Origin of the sequence: Alicyclobacillus tolerans (assembly GCF_048984885.1) — a bacterium.
Lineage (GTDB): Bacteria > Bacillota > Bacilli > Alicyclobacillales > Alicyclobacillaceae > Alicyclobacillus_I > Alicyclobacillus_I tolerans.
Genome location: NZ_JBMGNK010000002.1, coordinates 1,637,994 through 1,655,827, shown reverse-complemented (window position 1 = coordinate 1,655,827; position 17,834 = coordinate 1,637,994). Strand labels below are relative to the sequence as shown.

The 17,834-nt window shown below is 50.2% G+C and carries 21 protein-coding genes and 1 pseudogene; 2 read left to right on the top strand and 20 right to left on the bottom strand.

The features are described 5' to 3' along the window. Window positions 1-294: 294 nt before the first annotated feature. Window positions 295-504, bottom strand: a pseudogene (locus ACOJUR_RS08215) (transposase); the annotation flags it as partial. A 95-nt stretch (window positions 505-599) separates the two neighbouring features. On the opposite strand from ACOJUR_RS08215, the gene ACOJUR_RS08210 reads away from it, so the two are divergent. Next, on the top strand, window positions 600-842 hold the full coding sequence (locus ACOJUR_RS08210; protein WP_420949698.1) for an AbrB/MazE/SpoVT family DNA-binding domain-containing protein: 243 nt from the start codon (window positions 600-602) through the stop codon (window positions 840-842). A gap of 50 nt (window positions 843-892) precedes the next feature. On the opposite strand, the gene ACOJUR_RS08205 is transcribed toward ACOJUR_RS08210, so the two are convergent. From ACOJUR_RS08205 to ACOJUR_RS08175, 7 genes are all read right to left on the bottom strand, one after another. Next, window positions 893-1,315, bottom strand: a complete 423-nt coding sequence (locus tag ACOJUR_RS08205) for a hypothetical protein (RefSeq protein WP_420949697.1) — start codon at window positions 1,313-1,315, stop codon at window positions 893-895. After that, window positions 1,312-1,896: a hypothetical protein gene (locus ACOJUR_RS08200; protein WP_420949696.1), complete on the bottom strand. Its 585-nt coding sequence runs from the start codon at window positions 1,894-1,896 to the stop codon at window positions 1,312-1,314. Before ACOJUR_RS08200 ends, ACOJUR_RS08205 begins: the two co-directional genes overlap by 4 nt. 1,228 nt (window positions 1,897-3,124) lie before the next feature. Beyond that, window positions 3,125-4,411, bottom strand: a complete 1,287-nt coding sequence (locus ACOJUR_RS08195; protein WP_420950494.1) for an IS110 family RNA-guided transposase — start codon at window positions 4,409-4,411, stop codon at window positions 3,125-3,127. Window positions 4,412-4,559: 148 nt separating this feature from the next. Beyond that, window positions 4,560-4,787 carry a hypothetical protein gene (locus ACOJUR_RS08190; protein WP_420949695.1) on the bottom strand — a complete coding sequence of 76 codons (228 nt, stop codon included), beginning with the start codon at window positions 4,785-4,787 and terminating at the stop codon, window positions 4,560-4,562. Between the two features lie 811 nt (window positions 4,788-5,598). After that, entirely contained in the window at window positions 5,599-6,054 is a 456-nt protein-coding gene (locus tag ACOJUR_RS08185) for a hypothetical protein (RefSeq protein ID WP_420949694.1), read from the bottom strand. A 74-nt stretch (window positions 6,055-6,128) separates the two neighbouring features. Then, complete coding sequence (locus tag ACOJUR_RS08180) at window positions 6,129-8,558, bottom strand: ATP-binding protein (RefSeq protein WP_420949693.1); 2,430 nt, start codon at window positions 8,556-8,558, stop codon at window positions 6,129-6,131. 100 nt (window positions 8,559-8,658) lie between these two features. Then, a complete protein-coding gene (locus ACOJUR_RS08175) occupies window positions 8,659-9,339 on the bottom strand; it encodes a tetratricopeptide repeat protein (RefSeq protein WP_420949692.1) in 681 nt (226 codons plus the stop codon). A gap of 66 nt (window positions 9,340-9,405) precedes the next feature. Between ACOJUR_RS08175 and ACOJUR_RS08170 the strand changes: the two genes are divergently transcribed. Further along, a complete protein-coding gene (locus tag ACOJUR_RS08170) occupies window positions 9,406-10,629 on the top strand; it encodes a DNA-methyltransferase (protein WP_420949691.1) in 1,224 nt (407 codons plus the stop codon). A gap of 27 nt (window positions 10,630-10,656) precedes the next feature. On the opposite strand, the gene ACOJUR_RS08165 is transcribed toward ACOJUR_RS08170, so the two are convergent. The 12 genes from ACOJUR_RS08165 to ACOJUR_RS08110 all read right to left on the bottom strand — a co-directional run bounded on the left by ACOJUR_RS08165 (window position 10,657) and on the right by ACOJUR_RS08110 (window position 16,941). Continuing rightward, on the bottom strand, window positions 10,657-11,187 hold the full coding sequence (locus tag ACOJUR_RS08165) for a sigma factor-like helix-turn-helix DNA-binding protein (RefSeq protein WP_420949690.1): 531 nt from the start codon (window positions 11,185-11,187) through the stop codon (window positions 10,657-10,659). 20 nt (window positions 11,188-11,207) lie between these two features. Beyond that, window positions 11,208-12,332: a hypothetical protein gene (locus ACOJUR_RS08160; RefSeq protein WP_420949689.1), complete on the bottom strand. Its 1,125-nt coding sequence runs from the start codon at window positions 12,330-12,332 to the stop codon at window positions 11,208-11,210. 61 nt (window positions 12,333-12,393) lie between these two features. Further along, entirely contained in the window at window positions 12,394-12,693 is a 300-nt protein-coding gene (locus ACOJUR_RS08155; protein ID WP_420949688.1) for a VRR-NUC domain-containing protein, read from the bottom strand. Window positions 12,694-12,714: 21 nt separating this feature from the next. Next, entirely contained in the window at window positions 12,715-13,107 is a 393-nt protein-coding gene (locus tag ACOJUR_RS08150; RefSeq protein ID WP_420949687.1) for a hypothetical protein, read from the bottom strand. 33 nt (window positions 13,108-13,140) lie between these two features. Continuing rightward, window positions 13,141-13,263: a hypothetical protein gene (locus ACOJUR_RS08145; RefSeq protein ID WP_255567362.1), complete on the bottom strand. Its 123-nt coding sequence runs from the start codon at window positions 13,261-13,263 to the stop codon at window positions 13,141-13,143. After that, the gene (locus ACOJUR_RS08140; RefSeq protein WP_420949686.1) at window positions 13,250-13,738 is read right to left on the bottom strand and encodes a sigma-70 family RNA polymerase sigma factor; all 489 of its coding nucleotides are present in this window, start codon (window positions 13,736-13,738) and stop codon (window positions 13,250-13,252) included. The genes ACOJUR_RS08145 and ACOJUR_RS08140 overlap by 14 nt, the downstream gene beginning before the upstream one ends. A 148-nt stretch (window positions 13,739-13,886) precedes the next feature. After that, window positions 13,887-14,186 (bottom strand): hypothetical protein, encoded by a 300-nt coding sequence (locus ACOJUR_RS08135; protein ID WP_203114259.1) that lies wholly within the window; start codon window positions 14,184-14,186, stop codon window positions 13,887-13,889. Beyond that, on the bottom strand, window positions 14,170-14,388 hold the full coding sequence (locus tag ACOJUR_RS08130; RefSeq protein ID WP_420949685.1) for a hypothetical protein: 219 nt from the start codon (window positions 14,386-14,388) through the stop codon (window positions 14,170-14,172). Before ACOJUR_RS08130 ends, ACOJUR_RS08135 begins: the two co-directional genes overlap by 17 nt. After that, complete coding sequence (locus tag ACOJUR_RS08125; protein ID WP_420949684.1) at window positions 14,385-15,233, bottom strand: methyl-accepting chemotaxis protein; 849 nt, start codon at window positions 15,231-15,233, stop codon at window positions 14,385-14,387. Before ACOJUR_RS08125 ends, ACOJUR_RS08130 begins: the two co-directional genes overlap by 4 nt. After that, a complete protein-coding gene (locus ACOJUR_RS08120; RefSeq protein ID WP_420949683.1) occupies window positions 15,224-15,829 on the bottom strand; it encodes a hypothetical protein in 606 nt (201 codons plus the stop codon). The genes ACOJUR_RS08125 and ACOJUR_RS08120 overlap by 10 nt, the downstream gene beginning before the upstream one ends. Window positions 15,830-15,844: 15 nt before the next feature. Further along, window positions 15,845-16,252: a DUF4406 domain-containing protein gene (locus ACOJUR_RS08115; RefSeq protein WP_420949682.1), complete on the bottom strand. Its 408-nt coding sequence runs from the start codon at window positions 16,250-16,252 to the stop codon at window positions 15,845-15,847. 59 nt (window positions 16,253-16,311) lie between these two features. Continuing rightward, window positions 16,312-16,941: a hypothetical protein gene (locus tag ACOJUR_RS08110; RefSeq protein WP_420949681.1), complete on the bottom strand. Its 630-nt coding sequence runs from the start codon at window positions 16,939-16,941 to the stop codon at window positions 16,312-16,314. Between the last annotated feature and the right edge of the window lie 893 nt (window positions 16,942-17,834).

The window sequence follows — 17,834 nt, the reverse complement described above, 5'->3', positions numbered from 1 at the left end:
ACTATTTTTTGGCAACGTTCTCACTCCCACTGAAAGCAACATAGTTACACTGATCCGATGTACATTTACCATTCAGATAATATACCTGTTTTTAGCGAGTAATGAGTATAAGGGATTACCTAATATGCATTTATCGAGAAAGAACAGCTACAGTCCCAGGGGCATTAAAGCAGGAATGCGTATCAAGATTTGAACAAGGGTCTGTCAATCATTTTGTGTAAACTCCTTTGAACGATTTTAGTGAACGTAGCCTTCTATACGATCCGGAAAGTCTATCATAAACGGACTGAGAATCTAGCCCCAGTTTTGTATCCGCATGGTCCAGTGTCTCTTAACCTCCATCGTGGCCAGGTATAGCATCTTGGTGAGGGAATCGTCCGTCGGAAAGATGCTCTTTCCCCTGGTCACCTTACGAAGTGGCCTGTGGTAGCCCTCCATCCAATAAGTTGTATCCATGAATCGGCGCATCTCTGGCGGATAGAAAAGAAAAGTTGCCATCCATTCGTTGAATTTAAATTTCCCCCATCCCTTGTTCGTCTTGCAGAAGGTACTGCATACCGCCTTGTCGAAATTTGTCGGGACGCGAAGGAGGTGGTTCCATGAGCAGTACAGGCATTGTTCGTCAGATCGACGAACTCGGTCGCATCGTTATCCCCAAAGAAACCAGAACCTTACTCGGCATTCATAACCGGGATAGTCTCGCCATCTTTGTAGACAGCGAAAACATGGTTCTTAGCAAGTACCAACCAGGATGTGTATTTTGCCAAAGTATGGACGATGTTACCCCATTTCGAGGACATCCTGTTTGTTCTGCTTGCAAGGCAGAACTGCAAACCATCTAAAGATAGTTTCATTCTGTTCTGTATCCAAGCCGCCTGTTCACGCAGACGGCTCAATTCTTTAGGTTCAGGATTTCCCCGTTCTCTTCCCATATTTTCCACGCTTTTGTTTTCTGCCAATTTCGTGCTTCAACCGCCTGTGCCACCCAAAAACTGCGCTCTCCGGCTCTTCTGTTCCGAAACCCCCGCCGATACTTCTTTCTCTGCCGCATATGGGCTTGCCGAACACCTTCCCGGTTTGTGAAACCTCGCATCTCTTGCAACCGATCTTTCTTGCAAGTTACCGTGATAATCCGCACTTCGTTTTGCTCGGCACGCATCTCTACCACCACTTCCAACTTTCCAATCCGTATCATTTCCTCGCCGCGCCCAACGAGTAGAGGCAGTGCATTCTTCACAGCCGTCTCCACGGTGGATTTCGCCACAGCCCGCTCTTTGCAACGGTCCTTCGCATGTCTTGTCCAGTAGAGTTTCATCGTTTCACCGCCTTTTTCGTTGGAGCGGTGGAGTGCGACGAAACCACGCCCGGCGCATCCAGCATCAGGACATCTTTTTTCACGATAACCGGGAAGGTTTGGGCAGAAGCCTCTCCATCTTTCAACACGAGCTTAGCCGATGGAACCGTCAGCGTCTGGTTAACCTGTAACGTCTTCCCGTTCACCTCTGCCGTAACGCCAGTGGGTAGCGGTGCATCCAACGTCACCTGCACCTGACCTTTCGAAGCCACAAACGACACCCGATCCTCGGCACTGAGAAACGCGGCCAACTGGTTTCCGTCAGGAGCGCCAGTAAAACTCAACGACGGTACAAAATCCACACCGCCCGGTGTGACCAAAAGACCATTTTGCACCATCGGCGGATAGGAGATAGCCTTGCCGCCGGGTAAAATGATTTTCGGTGATGCGCCTTTCGGCAAGATAAACGCAGAAGATTTGGCGTTGGAGTGTACGGGGGCGTGTTTGCGGCCAAGCCACCCCCCGCCAAGCACCGCCATCCCGGCCAACAAGACGAGCGCCGCAGTTCCATACCCGACCTTTTTCCATGGAAAAAACAGCATCCTGGCTCCATCCTTTCCTTGTTTCTATGGTAGTGACTCGTCTTCGCGCAACTCTTCAAGAAATTCTCTCCATGTCTTTTTTAGGAGCTTTCCTTGACGAATGTCCTGCATTTCTCGTAAAGATTGCTTCAACGATTCGACAGGGGAGCATGGTCTCTCGAATGCCTTCATTTCTTTGCCTCCTTCAGGCTTTCGGTGTCGTGGAAAACCGTTCCAGCAGTTCCTTGTCCAAGGCATCGATATGCTGGATATGCAATGCAAAACTTATCTAGGCTTCGCTGTATTTTGAAGAAAACTCATTGACCTCATCGAAAATCCTAAAAAGGTATTTTTATCCGCAAACAAGAAATTAGGAACACCACAAAATTAACCATTTTTTGAGGAGTGAATTTCATGAAGTATTTTCTACAATGGTATATTTCATTGTTAGAAGCTCCCTGGATAAGTTTAGGGAAAGTAAACCGATGTAAACTTTCCAAAAGAGGAAAACAACATTCTGCTTTCCTATCGACAGCGGCAGGATGGTTTATTACTCAAACCTTATATAGTTCAATCGTAACTTGGCGTATCCCTATTAATGGTGTTCTATACTTAAATGACGCGTTTATTTTATTGGACACTTTCATCATTGGGACTGCCATGTCCATTGTTATAAGCATCTTTAGTGCAATTCTATATTTTTATGTTGTAAGACACCTTCTTTCTTATTTTGAGCGTAGATTCCATAGCCATCCATTATTTTACACATGGAGTATGAGAGGATTTCTCATATTGACCCTCTTCATAACCTACATAGACTGGACAACTTTTCTCTCAATCCTTCCTCCCACTATAAATTAATGTTTTCTTCTATTTACTCTCTCATTCTCACGATTACGCACCTTGACAATTTGAGAGGGATTGCCAGAATGCTAGATGTGCCAATTTTCAAACGGATACTCCGTGGCAGGAACAGAGATTGGCGTTAATTTACCAATACATGGAACATAATGATGTTCGCACCTTTGGATGTCCACACGTTCCCTTGCGGTTTACCCTCCCATGTCACACTGGGTCTATGCCCTCACATTCCTTCGTTCTACCTCTCAAGGGGTGGATGCCGTTTCTTGCTCCTTTGCTGGGTCGTTGCCCTTATGGAATAGTTACTACGGCTTATCCGTGCTTTCGTTTGTCTTGGTCTTTCATCGTGTCTCACAAGCGAGTAAGTTGAAGTACGAGTTTGAATCAGTTAAGCAGCCATCTGTAGTTGGGACTTCCGAAGCGGTCCCAGTAAATCTTCAGAGTTGTACGGTACTTGCTTTGTCCCCAATGTGTGCAGGACACGAATGAGCTTTCCACACAGCGCAATGAGCGACTGTTTCTTCTTCAAGGGATTGCATGTTCGTGTCGTATAGTAATGGTGCAAAGCCTTGAACTCTGGATTCGTAGCTACCATCGGTAATATCGCTCGGAATAGAAGTGCCCTCAGCCGTGAGCGTCCACGTTTAGAGATGCCAGTTTTCCCTTTTCTCTTGCCAGAGCTGTTTTCTTTCAAATTGAGTCCAGCAAGCCGAATGATCTGCTGCCCATGGTCATATCCCTGAAGGTCACCGACTTCAGCCAGGAAGCCAGCAAGTGTCGTTACACCCATCCCTGGTACACTCAGCATCTCGTCAGTGCCTGGAATCTGGTTGAGCAGTTGCTCCACCTGAGCCATGATTTCGTCACGTTGCCGAGTGAACATGTCGTATTGCTCCAGTAGAGCCGTCAGTTCCAACCGAGCAGCCTTGAGTCCCTCTTTCAGACCAATGGACTTTTCAGCGGCTGTTACGAGCCGTTTTGCTCGCTTTATACCGACAGCCCGTTTCACACCGCCACTTTTCCACTGGTTCACAATCTCACTGGCGCCTAGTAAGACGAGGTCCTGTGGAAACGGAGACTCACGCAGTGTAATGAGAGATGCCTTGCCTTCCCAATCCTTGAACACCTGGGTGTATTCCGGAAAGAACCGGTCGAGCCAGTTCTGTATCCGCCGCTGCACCTGACCTAGATTCACCATAACCTTTTCCCTCAGGTTCATGAGGATTCGTAAATCCGCATAGACACCTGTTGGGAGTTTGGGCTCGGTGTACTTGCCGTCCTTCACGAGATTCGCAATGACCTTAGCATCCTTGTAGTCGTTCTTCGTCGGCGAGTTATCCTCCAACTCTTTGCTCTTGTTGACGTGATGCGGATTCACGAGCACGAATCGAACGTTCAAGTCTTGAATGAAGGCACCTAACGGGAACCAGTAGTGTCCGGTCGGCTCAACGCCAAAGACGACATCCGTCTTGCCGTGCAGCCGTTGCAACTCCGTCATCCACGTTACGAGTTTCGTCAGACCCTCATCGTCATTGCTAAAAACGCACTCTCTACCGAGCTCAATTCCACGAAAATCAATGGCTCTCGCTACATGCGTTTGCTTCGCAATGTCCGCTCCCACAATGATGGTAGCGTCGGTAATTTGTTGGATTCGTTGATTTTGCTTCTGTTGCATCTTATACTTCACGTTGAGCGTCCTCCTCAATTAGGGAATGAATGTCCTGCATTCGGAACCCAGCATACAGGAGGCGCTCTTTTTGTTTCAAACCCGAAATTAATTCATTACAGGAATGGCTCCTTTCATCAAAATTCTGCCTATGTTCCTAGCTTTTCCTTTTTTGTGGCTTGCCATGTTTGTGTTGTTGTTCTTCCTGTGGGCAGGAGTTATAGGAGGGTACGAAATCTCTAGAAAAAAGTTCTTTGTTCGTTGCGAAAAGAGAAACAAACTGTGCGTCGACCCCAATGATAATAAAGACAACACGTGCAAGAACATAAGCTAAAGTAATATGAACGGCTTGGTGATGACTGAATGTCAGACGAAGCATCATCACGTAATCGAAAGTAAATCCACACGTGATCGTGAACCAAAACCATTCAGCTTTGGTATTTTTGGAAAAAGCAACGATCCAAAAAGGAATGCAAGTTAACAGCCCGACGCCGTATAGAATGACCCTAATCCACATTTTTTCACCCCTGTTCTGCTCAATTTAGTCATCATTGACTTCTATCGGCATTTCTCCACCTATCTTTGAAAGAGACGAAGTTTGCGAGAGCTTCGTCTCTTTTCCTTCACGCTTTCGGTGTCGTGAAAAACCGCTCTAAAAGAAGGTATCCAGGATTCCGTAATGCTTCGTAGTCATTTCAATCGACATCCTAAAAAGGAATTATCATCCCACAATAGAATCCACTGAAGATTACAAGATTTAACCACATTCTGAGGAGTGAATTTGTTGAATGAAATATCTTCTACAGTTATACCTTTCATTACTAGAAGCCCCCCTGGATAAGTTTGGGGAAATCCCATCAATGCAAAATTTCCAAACAAAAAAACAGTATTTTGCTTTCATTTCGGCAACAGCAAGTTGGTTTTTTACTCAACTCCTTTACAGCCCAATTGCAATTTGGCGCATCCCCATCACTGGTGCCCTATACTTAAATGATGCTTTTATTTTGTTGGACACTGTAATCATTTGGGTATCTTTGTCCATCGTAATCGATATCTATTGCGCAATTTTTTATATCTATATCGTGAGACATCTCATTACTTATTTGGCTAACAAAATTCACACTCATCCGTTACTATATGGATGGAGTTCAGTGGGATTTTTTATATTAGAACTCTTAGTATTTTTTACAAACCAGTCAGCCGTTCTTTCCGTCCTTCCGTTCATTCGATTTTTGCCCAAGTTTCTTATCTTTTTTGCTTTGAGCCCTATCGGAATGGTTTTGTATACTTTGGTTTCGGTGGGAGTCATGGCTTTGATCGGAGGGATCAGGCAAAAGTTTCTTTTGACGTTCGGAAAGGACAGCGAACTGCACACCGAATCCCACCGAGATTAAAATGATATAACCCAAAACATAAGTTGCCGTAACATGAATCACCGGGGGATGAAAACTTGGTGGTGACCCTACTGAATAAAGAATTCCCATCGCATAAGTTGCAGTAAAAACAAGTGTGATCATGAACCAAGGTCCAGCATTTTTTCCCTTTTCTTTGAAGAATTCCGCCCAAGAAGGAATGCAAGTGAACAACCCCAAACTATTCAAAAAAATCGAAGCCCACATTGTTTCCACCCCTGTTCTGCTCAATTTAGCCATCGTTGACTTCTGTCGGCATTTCTCCACCTATCTTTGAAAGAGACGAAACTCTCGCAAACTTCGTCTCTTTTCCTTCACGCTTTCGGTGTTGTGGAAAACCGCTCCAGCAGTTCCTTGTCCAGGACATCCACCTGCACCAGTCCAATGCGTCCGTATGGATCGCGCAGATACCCCAGTCCCTTTTCAAACCGGGAAAACGCCGTGCGATACTCCCCGATATCCACATCCTCTGGTAACCCTAACAGCTTCACCGCATGGCGCACCTGAATCTCGGACTCCAGGCGTCCCACAAACATCCAGCCCAGGTTGGCCGCGATATCGTCATTGCCTTCTGCGCTGGGCAAGAGCACATCGGGGTTTTGCAGTCCCAGAAGCAAGACCAGGTTCATGCTGCGGCTCATCAGCAGAATACTGTTCATGAGCGCCCGTCCTTCCGGGATGCTCCGTAAAATCCATGCCTCATCCACGACGAAAAACTTTTTCACATGAGAAGGTGCTGCCATCAGACGCACCATACCGAGCCTTGCAATGAGATACAAAATGGCCACGGCAAACCGTTGACCTGGACGCCAGTGGTTGGGGCTTTGCCCCGGCTCTGGAAACTCGAGCCCCATGATGGACACCACCAGTAGTTGGGCCATCTCATCCATCGTCCGCACCGCCCCATCGATGCCAAACATCGCTTGACCCTGATCGTCCTCTCCCCAACGCTCCAGCGTATCGTGGTACAGCATCGCCATTCGTCGCTCTTCTTCCGCCCGTTTCCGATCCGTCGCTACCTGACGCAACGCTTCCAGATAACGCGGCATATCCCACTGCTTGCCTTTGTACAACACATCCAGCGCATGATACATCGCGTTTTGCGCCCATTGACTGTCGCGATCCGATCCCAAGTTGAGTAGCACTGACAAAAAGCCTGCCGCAAACTGCTTGCACTCTCTTGCGTCTTTACCAAGACGAAACGGCGTAAACTGTAACGTGCTATCCAGTCCAAACCGCCACCACACGCTTTCTTTGGGCCAAAGTTCCACTAGACATCGATACTCCATCTGTTTGGGGTCCACCACAATCCCCATTGCCCCCCAGGAGAGCATGGTATCTACCGCATACTTGATGGCGTTGGTTTTTCCGCTCCCCAACGTTCCTAAAAACGCGGCGGCTCCCGTGCGGTTTTCCTCCATCATGGCCCGAAACCAGTCCACCCACACAGGCTTCCCCGACAGCGCGTTCATGGCAAACCATTGACCCGCCGGATCGCCCACCCGCGCCGTACCGAGGACACCGGATGCCGCCAAAAACAACGGATCACAGGCATTTTGCCAACGAGACTCCAAATGAGCGGTGCCCCCAGGGAAAAACGCGTCAAACAGCGCATACGCATCCCCCGGCGGATGCACCAGACGAAGCCCCCTCGTGCTGGCCGCTTCCAAAAGAATGCGTTCCCGCCGCAACAATTCCCCTTCCTTGTCGGCTCCGAGTGCAAAAAGGGGCAAGAATTCCACGACCGGCTGACCATCCTTGATTTTTTGTTCCAGCCCCCGTGCCGCATCGAGCGCGTCATAAATCTCATACGGCACCTCCCCCGACAGCGCATACTCCTCTCCTTGCCCCATCGTCACCTTGCGCTTTCGAATCACCAAATCCCTGGCCTCGGACGGGGAACGTACCCGAAACGAGATACACACATCGACTGGAAATTCTTGCATCTCCACCAAATCATACACCCACTCGTCGCCCAGCCGTTGGATATGCTCAGGGACCCGCGCCGCCGCCATGACGGATTGGAACGAAGTCTGGCTATCCGCATGTTCCACTCGAACACGAAACAAGTCTTCCCTCACCACTGCATCGGCCAAATCGAGCGATAGGGGGGCGGGTTCCACCAGCACATCTCCCGATTCGACGCGAAAGTGTGCGGGGGCACCGTTCGACAGAGTGGAAGGGACGTGCAAAAGCCCTCGGTAGTAGGGGGATCGATGTAGCCATTCCACATCGGCTGGCGTGGCACGCAGAAGACCGGGGAGCGTGGCGGTCAGGCGATTGAAGAGCGTTTGTTCCGCCTGTCTTGCAGATGTGAGTTCCGCAAGGCTCAAGAGGGCACGCCCTCCCTTGGGAGAGACGTTTTTGCGCCTGCGTACCATGCGTTGCAGGGCATGGCGTCCCACACCTTTGCCACGAGAGAGCATTTCATCGGGACGATTGAGCACCGCGTCCCAAGTCACCCGCCAACTGCTTTGCAGTGGCAGAACGAGAAAGACTTCGCGCTCAAACACACCCACTTTGTCCAACTGCAGTCCTACCAGTTCTTCGTGACTTTGCCAGTACGGGTGTTGGCTGAAGCGGTGCATGCGCTCCAGCACTTCTTCCTTGGATAACGGACGCGAGAGGCTGTAGAGTTGACCCTGGCCGTGATAGTTATGGAAAAAGATGTCCAGTTGTCGCACCACTTGTCCTCGCACCGTGTCGGACTGGTGTTCATACGGCAAGAGCGGCAGCTGATACACGGCATACGTTTTACCGTTTTTTTGAAAGAATCGATTGTCCTCGATATAAACCGTGTCGATGAAAAACGCCCCCTTCCCTAAAAGAAGGAGGCGAAGAGAGCTAGAGGTTCTGAGTATGTTTTTTTGCAGGTGCCAAAAGTTCCGCCCATTCCTTGGGATGCGTTTCCCGCAAACGAATCAGTCTGGAATCCGCATCAAAATCTTTCCACAACATCGGCCGGTGCTGTAATGCTTCTCGTATCCAGCGCATTGCAGCATGGTATTCCTGAACGCTTGCAAACAGTGCTGCCGGGTCTGCCATCGACTGAACATTGTCCGGGTGATAGGCCAAGTCTTTGCGAAAACATTCTTCCGCTTTCATGACATCTTTCAGTTCATACCAATAAACATAACCTAGTGCCACATAAGCGTTATATACCGTAGGGTCCTGCGCAATAGCCTTTTCTAACAAGTCGATTTTTTGATGAGCATCCTGAACGGAATAGGATGCCATCACTTTCTGCATAGCTTCCTGTTGTCGATAAAAGGTTTGTTGCAAATCTCGCCACATCTCTTCAGAAATTTTTTTCGCTGACTCCTCTATATAACGAGGAATCTCACGTGATGTATACCATCCATACAACGCAAAAGCTATCCCACCTAAAGCGCCTGTTGTCGCCAGAACCGTCAGCAGGAAATTTGGCTCTACCATTTCTTCGTGAGGAAAAAAGAGCGGTATCCAGAAACCTGCTATGGCTAGTAAAACAATAAAAATGGCCAAAAGTTTTGCCATCCAGCGCATCGGGATTCCCACCTTTTCAGATCAAATCACGCCATCGTTTCCATATTGGTTTCATCTTATCGTTTCATGAGCGAAAATAGCAACTTCGCGTTCAGCACGCTCACAACGAAGTGCGACCATCTCCACACCTCTTTCCTCTATGAACATCCTGCACGGAAAGAGGCGAACTCCTTGGCACAAGTACACATCATCAACGGCGACGCACTGGAACACTTGAAACGTATCCCCTCGGAAAGCATCGACAGCATCGTGACCGACCCGCCCTATGGAATTGGCTTCTACGGGGCCAAGTGGGACACGTTTTCCACGAACCAAGCCTACGCCAAATGGGTGGAAACCTGGGCCAGAGAAGCCCTTCGAGTCCTTAAGCCCGGCGGTTTTCTCCTCTCCTTTGCGGGCACGAAAACCTATCACGCGCTGGCCTTTGGCGTGGAGAGTGCCGGTTTGGATATCCGGGATCAATTGATCTGGCTCTACACCAGTGGTATGCCAAAAATGCCTGACATCGCCCGCGCCAGGCACATCGACCACCTGTCATCCGGTCTTGGTGCTGACCTGAAACCCGCGCACGAACCCGTTCTCGTCGCGCGAAAACCGCTCATCGGTACACTGGAAGAAAACCTTCGCTGCTATGGCGTCGGCGCTTATTTCGTCGACCGTTGCCGCATTGGAGAGACGCTATCCGGATGGAAAGGCGGTCGTTCCCATTTTGGCAGTCTGGACGGCACCGCTTCCCGGACAGCCTATGAAGTGAGGGGACGTTATCCGGCCAATGTCGCCACCCTGGATACCGACCACTGGACACATCCCTACTTTGGTGTGGATCAAGTGGAGAACCTGACGCCGAAAACCCTGTCGGTCAAAATCACATCCGATGACCGGGACAGGGACGTCTTTGGGCGAACCATTCCTGTGCCTCCGAAACTGTCTACCAAAATGCCTACGCGCCACAAAGGTATGGAGCATATAGGAACCGGTAAAAGTCGTACCATACGAAAAACCATGGCACGAAATCCACACCCTACCAGCAAACCCACGCCTCTTTTGCGCTGGCTGATTCGCCTGGTCACGCCCGAAGCCGGTCACGTCCTGGACCCTTTTTGCGGAAGTGGCAGTACCCTCAAAGCGGCGGTACTTGAAGGATGCCAGGCGACGGGGATTGAACGTGAACCGATGTATGCCAAAATCGCCCGGTTTCGTGCCGGGTTATGGAATCTATCGGATGTAGAGAGTTTGCAGGGCACCGAAGAGCCATCTGAAGCCATTCAACTCAGTCTGTTTGGCTACTAAAAAAGCCTTGCTGTAGAATCGCAAGGCTTAGGAGCGAAACGGCAAAGGCATCTGCAACGACTCTGCCTCCGACAGCTTGTGCTCTGCGCGACGCAGATAATCCCTTGCACTGGCCGTCGAAACACCTAATACGCGGGCGATTTCCCGCGTAGTCATGCCTTCCTGATACGCCTCATACACCACCCGCTCATTGTAGGTCAGCCGCACTCGTACTTCATGTCTCGCCATTTCAAGTTCTACATCGCTGTACGTTGCGACGGCTGTCTCTTCCCTGCCACCAAAGAGAGCCTGATACGGCTCCGTCGACAGCGTCCCGCAGGCGCGGTTCCAAAACTCGTTGTCCACCAGCGTTTGCCCACAAGGGCGCTCCCCGCCTTTTTCCAGGTAATTCAGTTCCCACTCCAAACTACGTACCGTGCCTTTGGCAATCCGCAGTGCCCGCATGTTTTCTTTCGTCTTCTCTGCTTTCATTCTCTGTTGCCAACGCCTGTGTTCCGCTCGCGCTACCGCCAGCGCTTCTCTTGTCTGTTCGATCATCTGTTTTCGAAAGGCATCCATACCCATCACCCCATCCTGGATTAACGTCGCAGTATGGGCGCTAGCACATAGGTCAAACCATCGCCTTGGATTCGTAAAATAGGCGCGTTGACCTGTCCCGCCCAACTCTCCACCCGAATCTCTCCGTTCATGTGAGAGAGGGCCATCTGAAGCCGCCTGGCATGATACGAAGCCTGCGCCAACGTCCCTTTCTCTAGTTGGATTTCTAACACTTCTTCATATTCTCCAGCATCGTCTACGCCGCTAATCCGCAACTCGTCCATCTTCGCCCCCTGCCGCCATTCCAACGTGGGGCGATGCGACGGCCCGTCCTCCAGCACCGCCAAAAGCCGCCAAGCCGCCTGTTCCAAATGTGCAGCAAAGACACAGAACATACATTCCGCTTGAGCGTGCAAAAGTTTATCCAGCTGAAGCGGCTTTCCAGCGCTATGCTCCAGCAACATCCATCGGGATTCTCCGAACACAGCCAAATGTGTCGGTAGAAACGACAGAAAAACCGTGGGTTCGGCCATATTTTTTAAGAGCGCCAATAGACTTCTCGCACCTGACGCTGTGAGATAGGCTTGTCCATCCATGCCCGCATCACTCGTCCGCACTCCACGGTAGCAAAGGCTCCCATCCCGCGTCACATTCTCAACCATCCACTGTCCCTCTCGAAGACCAAGGACAACGCCTTCTCCGGAAACATACTGATCCCCGGTGCCGCCTTCTTTCGGCCAGAACGCCGGTGCGCCCTGCAACAACGTTTGCAACAGGTTCCTCTCCACTGGGATGCGCTCACCTGGCGGCTCCTGCATCTCTGGATACGGCACATCGAAGAGGGCAAACTCCGCTTTGGCCGCACCGCAGTGTAAACGAATTTTCTCGTTACTCACTTCGAGCCTGACATCATCCTCTTCCAGACGCGATAGAAGGTTGAGCCACTTCGCCAGCGCAATCACACCGCTCCAGTTCTCCTTGACATCCCATACCTCCAGTCGTTCCACGACCGTCACACCCCCGCCCATCGCCGTGAGCTTGAGCGTCCCCTGCTCTACTTGTGCTTTCGCTACCCCCGCCTGTGGCGCATGATCGAGCGTCCTTCTCCCTGCCACCTGTTGCGCTGCCTTGAGCGCCGACAAGAGCTTCAGCCGATCCACCTTCATCCTGCGAAAACCCCTTTCTCAATGCCAAACACATGTTCGATTACACGATAACACAAGACGTTCAGCCTTCATTAGAATCTGGATAAGATTGGGACACGACTTGCAATGCTTCCGAGGCACTGGTGACCACCGCTACCCTTGCCCCCGCATTCCTCCAGGCACGCTGAACATGCTGTTGAATGGATGTGGCCTTATGACCGGGGCGCTTGACTTCCAAGAAATAGACACGCCCCTTTGACACACACAATAGATCGGGAGTCCCCGCTTCCATATACGCACTGCCGTGCAGATTGATCGCCTTGGTCTGAGGCAAAGCATTCAATGCCTTCAAAATGTTGCGTTGTATCCCGGATTCCCGCACCAGCCACCACTCCTTTCGCCATCACAGGATTTCAGTCTGATATATAGAGACGCATTGCTGGAATGCTTCTTTCGTATGCCCATGAAGCAAGTCGTAGGAAACGATGTTGTTGTAGGAAACTTTTCCATGTTGCACAGTGAAATCTACATCGAGGATGTGATTGCCAAGAATATTTTTGTAAACAAACCGTACAATCGTTGCATCCCCGTTGGGTATGACTTCGGTTTGATAAGGACGCTTCAAGTTTTGCTGAACCATGTCGAGGAAGTTCACTACCCTTTCATTGCCATTCGGAATATGGGTTCGCAAAACTGTTTCAACAGGAGCGTTTGGACGAGACGCAAACCACCCTAACAGCAAAAAACCTACTGCGCCACACGCCATCACTGTTTGAACGAATTTCAAAGACTTCAAAAGGATTCACCACCACTTTGTGAACCAAACTGTTCAAAACCCGCGTCCGTGCAAAAATACGCCTGCCATACCGCCGAGAATCGCGGATAACGTAAGTACCAGAACTTTCAGCCAATCTGGTATACGTTTGGACTCCTCATCATCAGGTTGCCTCAACCGAATCACACCCCCCTGACAAAGAAGGAGGCGAAGGCGGAGCTTGCAAAGATACGGTGCGAGGGCTTCGTCCTGTGCCGTCCACACCGAAGTAGGGGGCCAAGAATGTTCTTGCCTGCTTGAGATGCAAAGAGACCTGTTTTTGTGAGAGCCCTCGTCTCGCCGCGATTTCGTAAGTGTTGTATCCGAGTACCCGTAGCCAGACCGTCTGCTGCACGTTTCGCGGCAACAAGCCGATAGCTTCCTGCACTTCTACCCGCGTTTCATCCAAATCCACACGTTTTCCTGTAAACATCCACATATCTTCCGGCTGTTCCTTCCACTTTTTTCGCGCAACGTTTTTGAGTTTCGCGCCTGTGCGGCTCTCCCGCGCAAACATTCGATCCAGGACTCCTCGAATCCAGGCGGTGGCGAACGTGGAAAACGCAACGCCTAATTCAGGTCGGTATCTTGCGGCGGCTAAACAAAGCCCCACATACGCTTCCTAGCACACATCTTCCATGGGGATACGCATCGACTGCGCCCTGCCTCTGACTCTCCAGGCCCAAAGGATCGCCAGTCTTTGATGGTGCATCGGGTTCATCGATTTCGCCCGATTTCCCGCAACCCTGCAGCGCATATGGCTATGAGGACAAAGCACGCGAGGATAAACATAAGCCATCTCTCCAATCGTCCATGATTCGCTGTTCCCTCTGAGTGATACGAGGGACAGGCAACCCGCAATCTTTCAGCCAGGCCATCAAGGCTACCCGTTCCGCTAGTCCATCTACGCCAAGTAGCTGCATCGCCAATCCCAAAGTTGGCCTTCTCCCCAAAAAGGCCAGTACGTTTTCTACCGAATCCTCCGTCTCTTGTGCCCAGTCATAGACCGCCGCCTTCACACGGGCGAACCCTGGATGTTGTTTGTCATTTACAGCGTTCAAAGATTTTGACCCCCTTCCTCTTCCTCACAAACTCCATAACCGTAACGGTAAAACCCGCCATCAGAGCCGCAACGCCCGCCACTCTGCATTCTTGCAAGGAAATGGGTATCCAAATATCCGCCCCACTGCAAAAACTGAACCACTCCGGCAACACCAACACAGCTACCGCGACACCCAACGCAACCTGGCATCCGTGTTTCACAAAACTTGCTCCATCAAACGTTGCAACGCCTGTGCGGTATCGCTCATCCCCCGCACCGCCGCCGCCAATTCTTCGCTCGTTGCCGCCTTTTCCTCGGCTTCTGCCGCCATGACTTCCGCCATGCTTTGCAAGTCGGTGATTTCCTCTGCCATATGGCGTAAATCCTCTTCTGTTTGTCGGGACTCTTTTTTGGCAGTTTGCGCGAAATTACGCATCCGCTCAGCGATCACTCGAAACGGATTTCCTGCCGCCCCCAACCGTGCCGCTTCAATGGCACTGTTGAGTCCCAAAAGTTCCAGTTCATCGGCGGAATCTCGCAAAAAACGAATGAGGGCTGTGAGGCGGTCTTTGTGTTCGGCTAACAAGGTGACTTCCTTCGCCATTCTTTCCGCACGTTCGGCAGACGCTACGGCGTTTTGGGCGAACCCTTCCCCCGCCATCGCCATGTCAGCGAGACCGTTTTGTAGAATGCTAGAATATTTGTTCGCTTCATCCATTCGATAGGGTTGGTACAAGCCTAAGATATATTTCATCCAATCGTCTTCTTCATCGAATATAGGGATAGCCGCACCGCGATACGTCACCCCCACAACACTTTGCTCAGCGGGGTAGTACCCTGTCTGAATCGTCCAGCTTTCCAGAGCTTTCCTTGCCAAACTGCTTCCTTCGGGAAGGGGATCGCCCTCTCGGAGTTTCATGTCAAAATCGTTCTTCCAGACACGCACCACTTTTTCACTTTCCACATCAAACAATGCGGCATAAAAAGCACTTTGTGCGCCCAAAACGGCAAAAGCCGCATCTAAAGCCGCGTAGGACGGGCGCGAACCGATGTTGATTAAACCCATTTTTCTCCTCCTCCTGCCGCCCTGCACAGTCGCTCCACTGCACCAAACTCCATGAGCCAGCGGGCGTTTTCATACAGTTCCTTCGCCGACCACGTTTTCTCCACCGCATATTCCCAGCGTCTCGTCCAGGCATCCCCTTCTGGTTGATGCAAAAAGTCGAGAATATAAAATCCTTCATACTTCAAGAGTGCGGCATCCGGTAGACAGGGATACGCCTGACAATAATCCAGCACATCGTCGAAACAGGCAAAGCTGAGCCAAATGGCATCTGATTCCTCGTCTTCTTGATCTTCTTGCGGCTCTACGGGCACTTTCGCTTCCGTCGGGACGTGATACGTCAGGTGAAGCCCGCCTTCTGCGTCTGCGGCGATGTCCACAACCACACGTTCCCCGACCCTTTTCGGAAAATCTGGCCCTAAGCCGTTTTCCAAAAGAACTCGATACACCGCGTCAATTCCCGCGCTCATCCGTTGCAACTCTTCTGTACTCATCTCGGCCACAAGGCGTATTTCCGGAAACCCGTAGGCTTGGGTTTCTAAAGGATTCAAGTGCGCGGTTAAAGTGGTATCTGTGCTATTTTGTCGCTCCATCCACACAACGCTTTTCTCCTTTCATGATTCGATGGCAGTGGGAGCCGCTTCACATACAGCCTCGCGGGAATCCCGCAAGGCGTCCAGCATCGTCAACAGGATTTCCCTTTCCGCTTCCGTCATCGAAGAAAACACGCCTTCCTCTGAAACTCGTACCATTTTCATCTGAAGCGAAGCTGCTATTGCCGCTTCCAGCCTTGCGCCTCGCGAATGTTCCCACCCTGGCAACAAAGCAATCGCCTCGCATTGAAGAAGGAGTTGCAGCGCGGAGTGCATCATGGCTTCCCACGGAAGTACCGGAGCCAAACCTAACTCGGTGGGACAGGCCACCGTGATGCCGTCTTCGCGAAGCAATGCCGCCACCCGCCGAAACAACGGGTAGTTGTACTCTGGATGTCCCGTCATCGGCCCGGACAAATAGACACGCATGAAACCACCGCCATCCTCTCAAAATTGATATTTTTTCTATTTATGGAACATTTGAGGATTTAATGTCGAGCATTGTTGCTCGAAAAAAAGGGGTTGTCAAGGTCGAATTTGCACATCGCTGTCCAGCCTTTCCCTACTACCTCCACGGTGTCGAGTGAGGAGACCGTCACCACAACGGGTTTATTCCAGCGTAGCGGCACGGTGAGTCCATCCACTCGCAAAGCCGCCACATTGGACGTTGGGGCCGCCCACACCTGAAAACCGCCCGGCACAGGTTTCACGGCAACCGATGCGGCCAACGTCAAGATTTCATCGAACAAGCCGTTGTCATCCAGAGTCTTGTGTTCATGAGAAACTCGCGGGGGACGGGGCGCAGCAGGTGTGATGGTGACCAGAAAGCGGGATGCGAAGACATAAGGCGCTGCAGACAGGTTGCCGTTTTGCAAGGGTAGAGTATGGAGAATCGGCTGGCCCGTTGCTGGATTCGTATAGGTCAGCCAGGAACCTCCCGGATTCTCACCGTTCACCATGAGTTGCACGTCGTGCAATGTCGGCACAGGGACAACCCCCGCCTTCTCGTCCCACCAGACGCTATGCAAGAGCAGCGATCCAGTGACGAGAATGAACCCAAGGATGAATAAGTCTTTGCGGATCACATCGAAACGCCGCAATCGCACATAACCGGCCACACCATCACCCCTATAAAGAAGGGGACGGAGGTGAGAAACGCCACACATACCCCCTCCCTGTATATGCAGCCGTCAAACGTTCGAATCGGGGGAATTTACCAGTTTAAATAGACGGAATATCGTAATTTTTTAGTTTTATATATGGTTGATTTTGCATGTATAGGTTGTTTTCTGGTATTTGATAGACTTCATTTACTGTTTTAGTTTCGCTAATGTTAGCAATTATTTAACTTGAATGGATAGATATCACTAACCTTTTTCTGTTTTTTGTGGTGTTCCTAGGAATATTTTTGCGCTCCGGTAATCATTAAATTCGAGTTCGGTAATCACTCAATGCGATTTTCGGTAATCACCAGCACTTTTCAAAACCCTTGATTTTTCGGCATTTTTCAAGTGCGGTAATCACTCGAAAAAGTTGGTGATTACCGTTCTCAGCCCTTGTGCCACTTGGCTTCACGGGCATTTTTGTCGCTTCGGTAATCACTCGACGATCAGGGTATGTAGATCGTCGATTCAAAAATTGATTTTTGAGATCGTTTTCGACATCTCGGCTTAAATGAATTTGATTTAACTTAAATTTTGACCTTTTTTGACTTTAATTTCGATTTTTCTTTTAAAAACACCCTATGATCGTCGAGTGATTACCGCACTGCTGGAAATTAACCTCGATCCCTTGCAGGACAAGGGAAGAGAACGGTAATCACTATATATTTTTGGTGATTACTAAATATATTTAAATATATGCCGTTTTCCCTTGTGCCACTTGAGATCGAGGCGGTAATCACCAATTTTTCACTTGTGATTACCGGTGATTACCGCAATCGAAAAAAGTCGATTTTTCTCAGACAGCACAAGGGATTTAAGGCTTTCGAGAAAATTGGAAATTGCCGAAA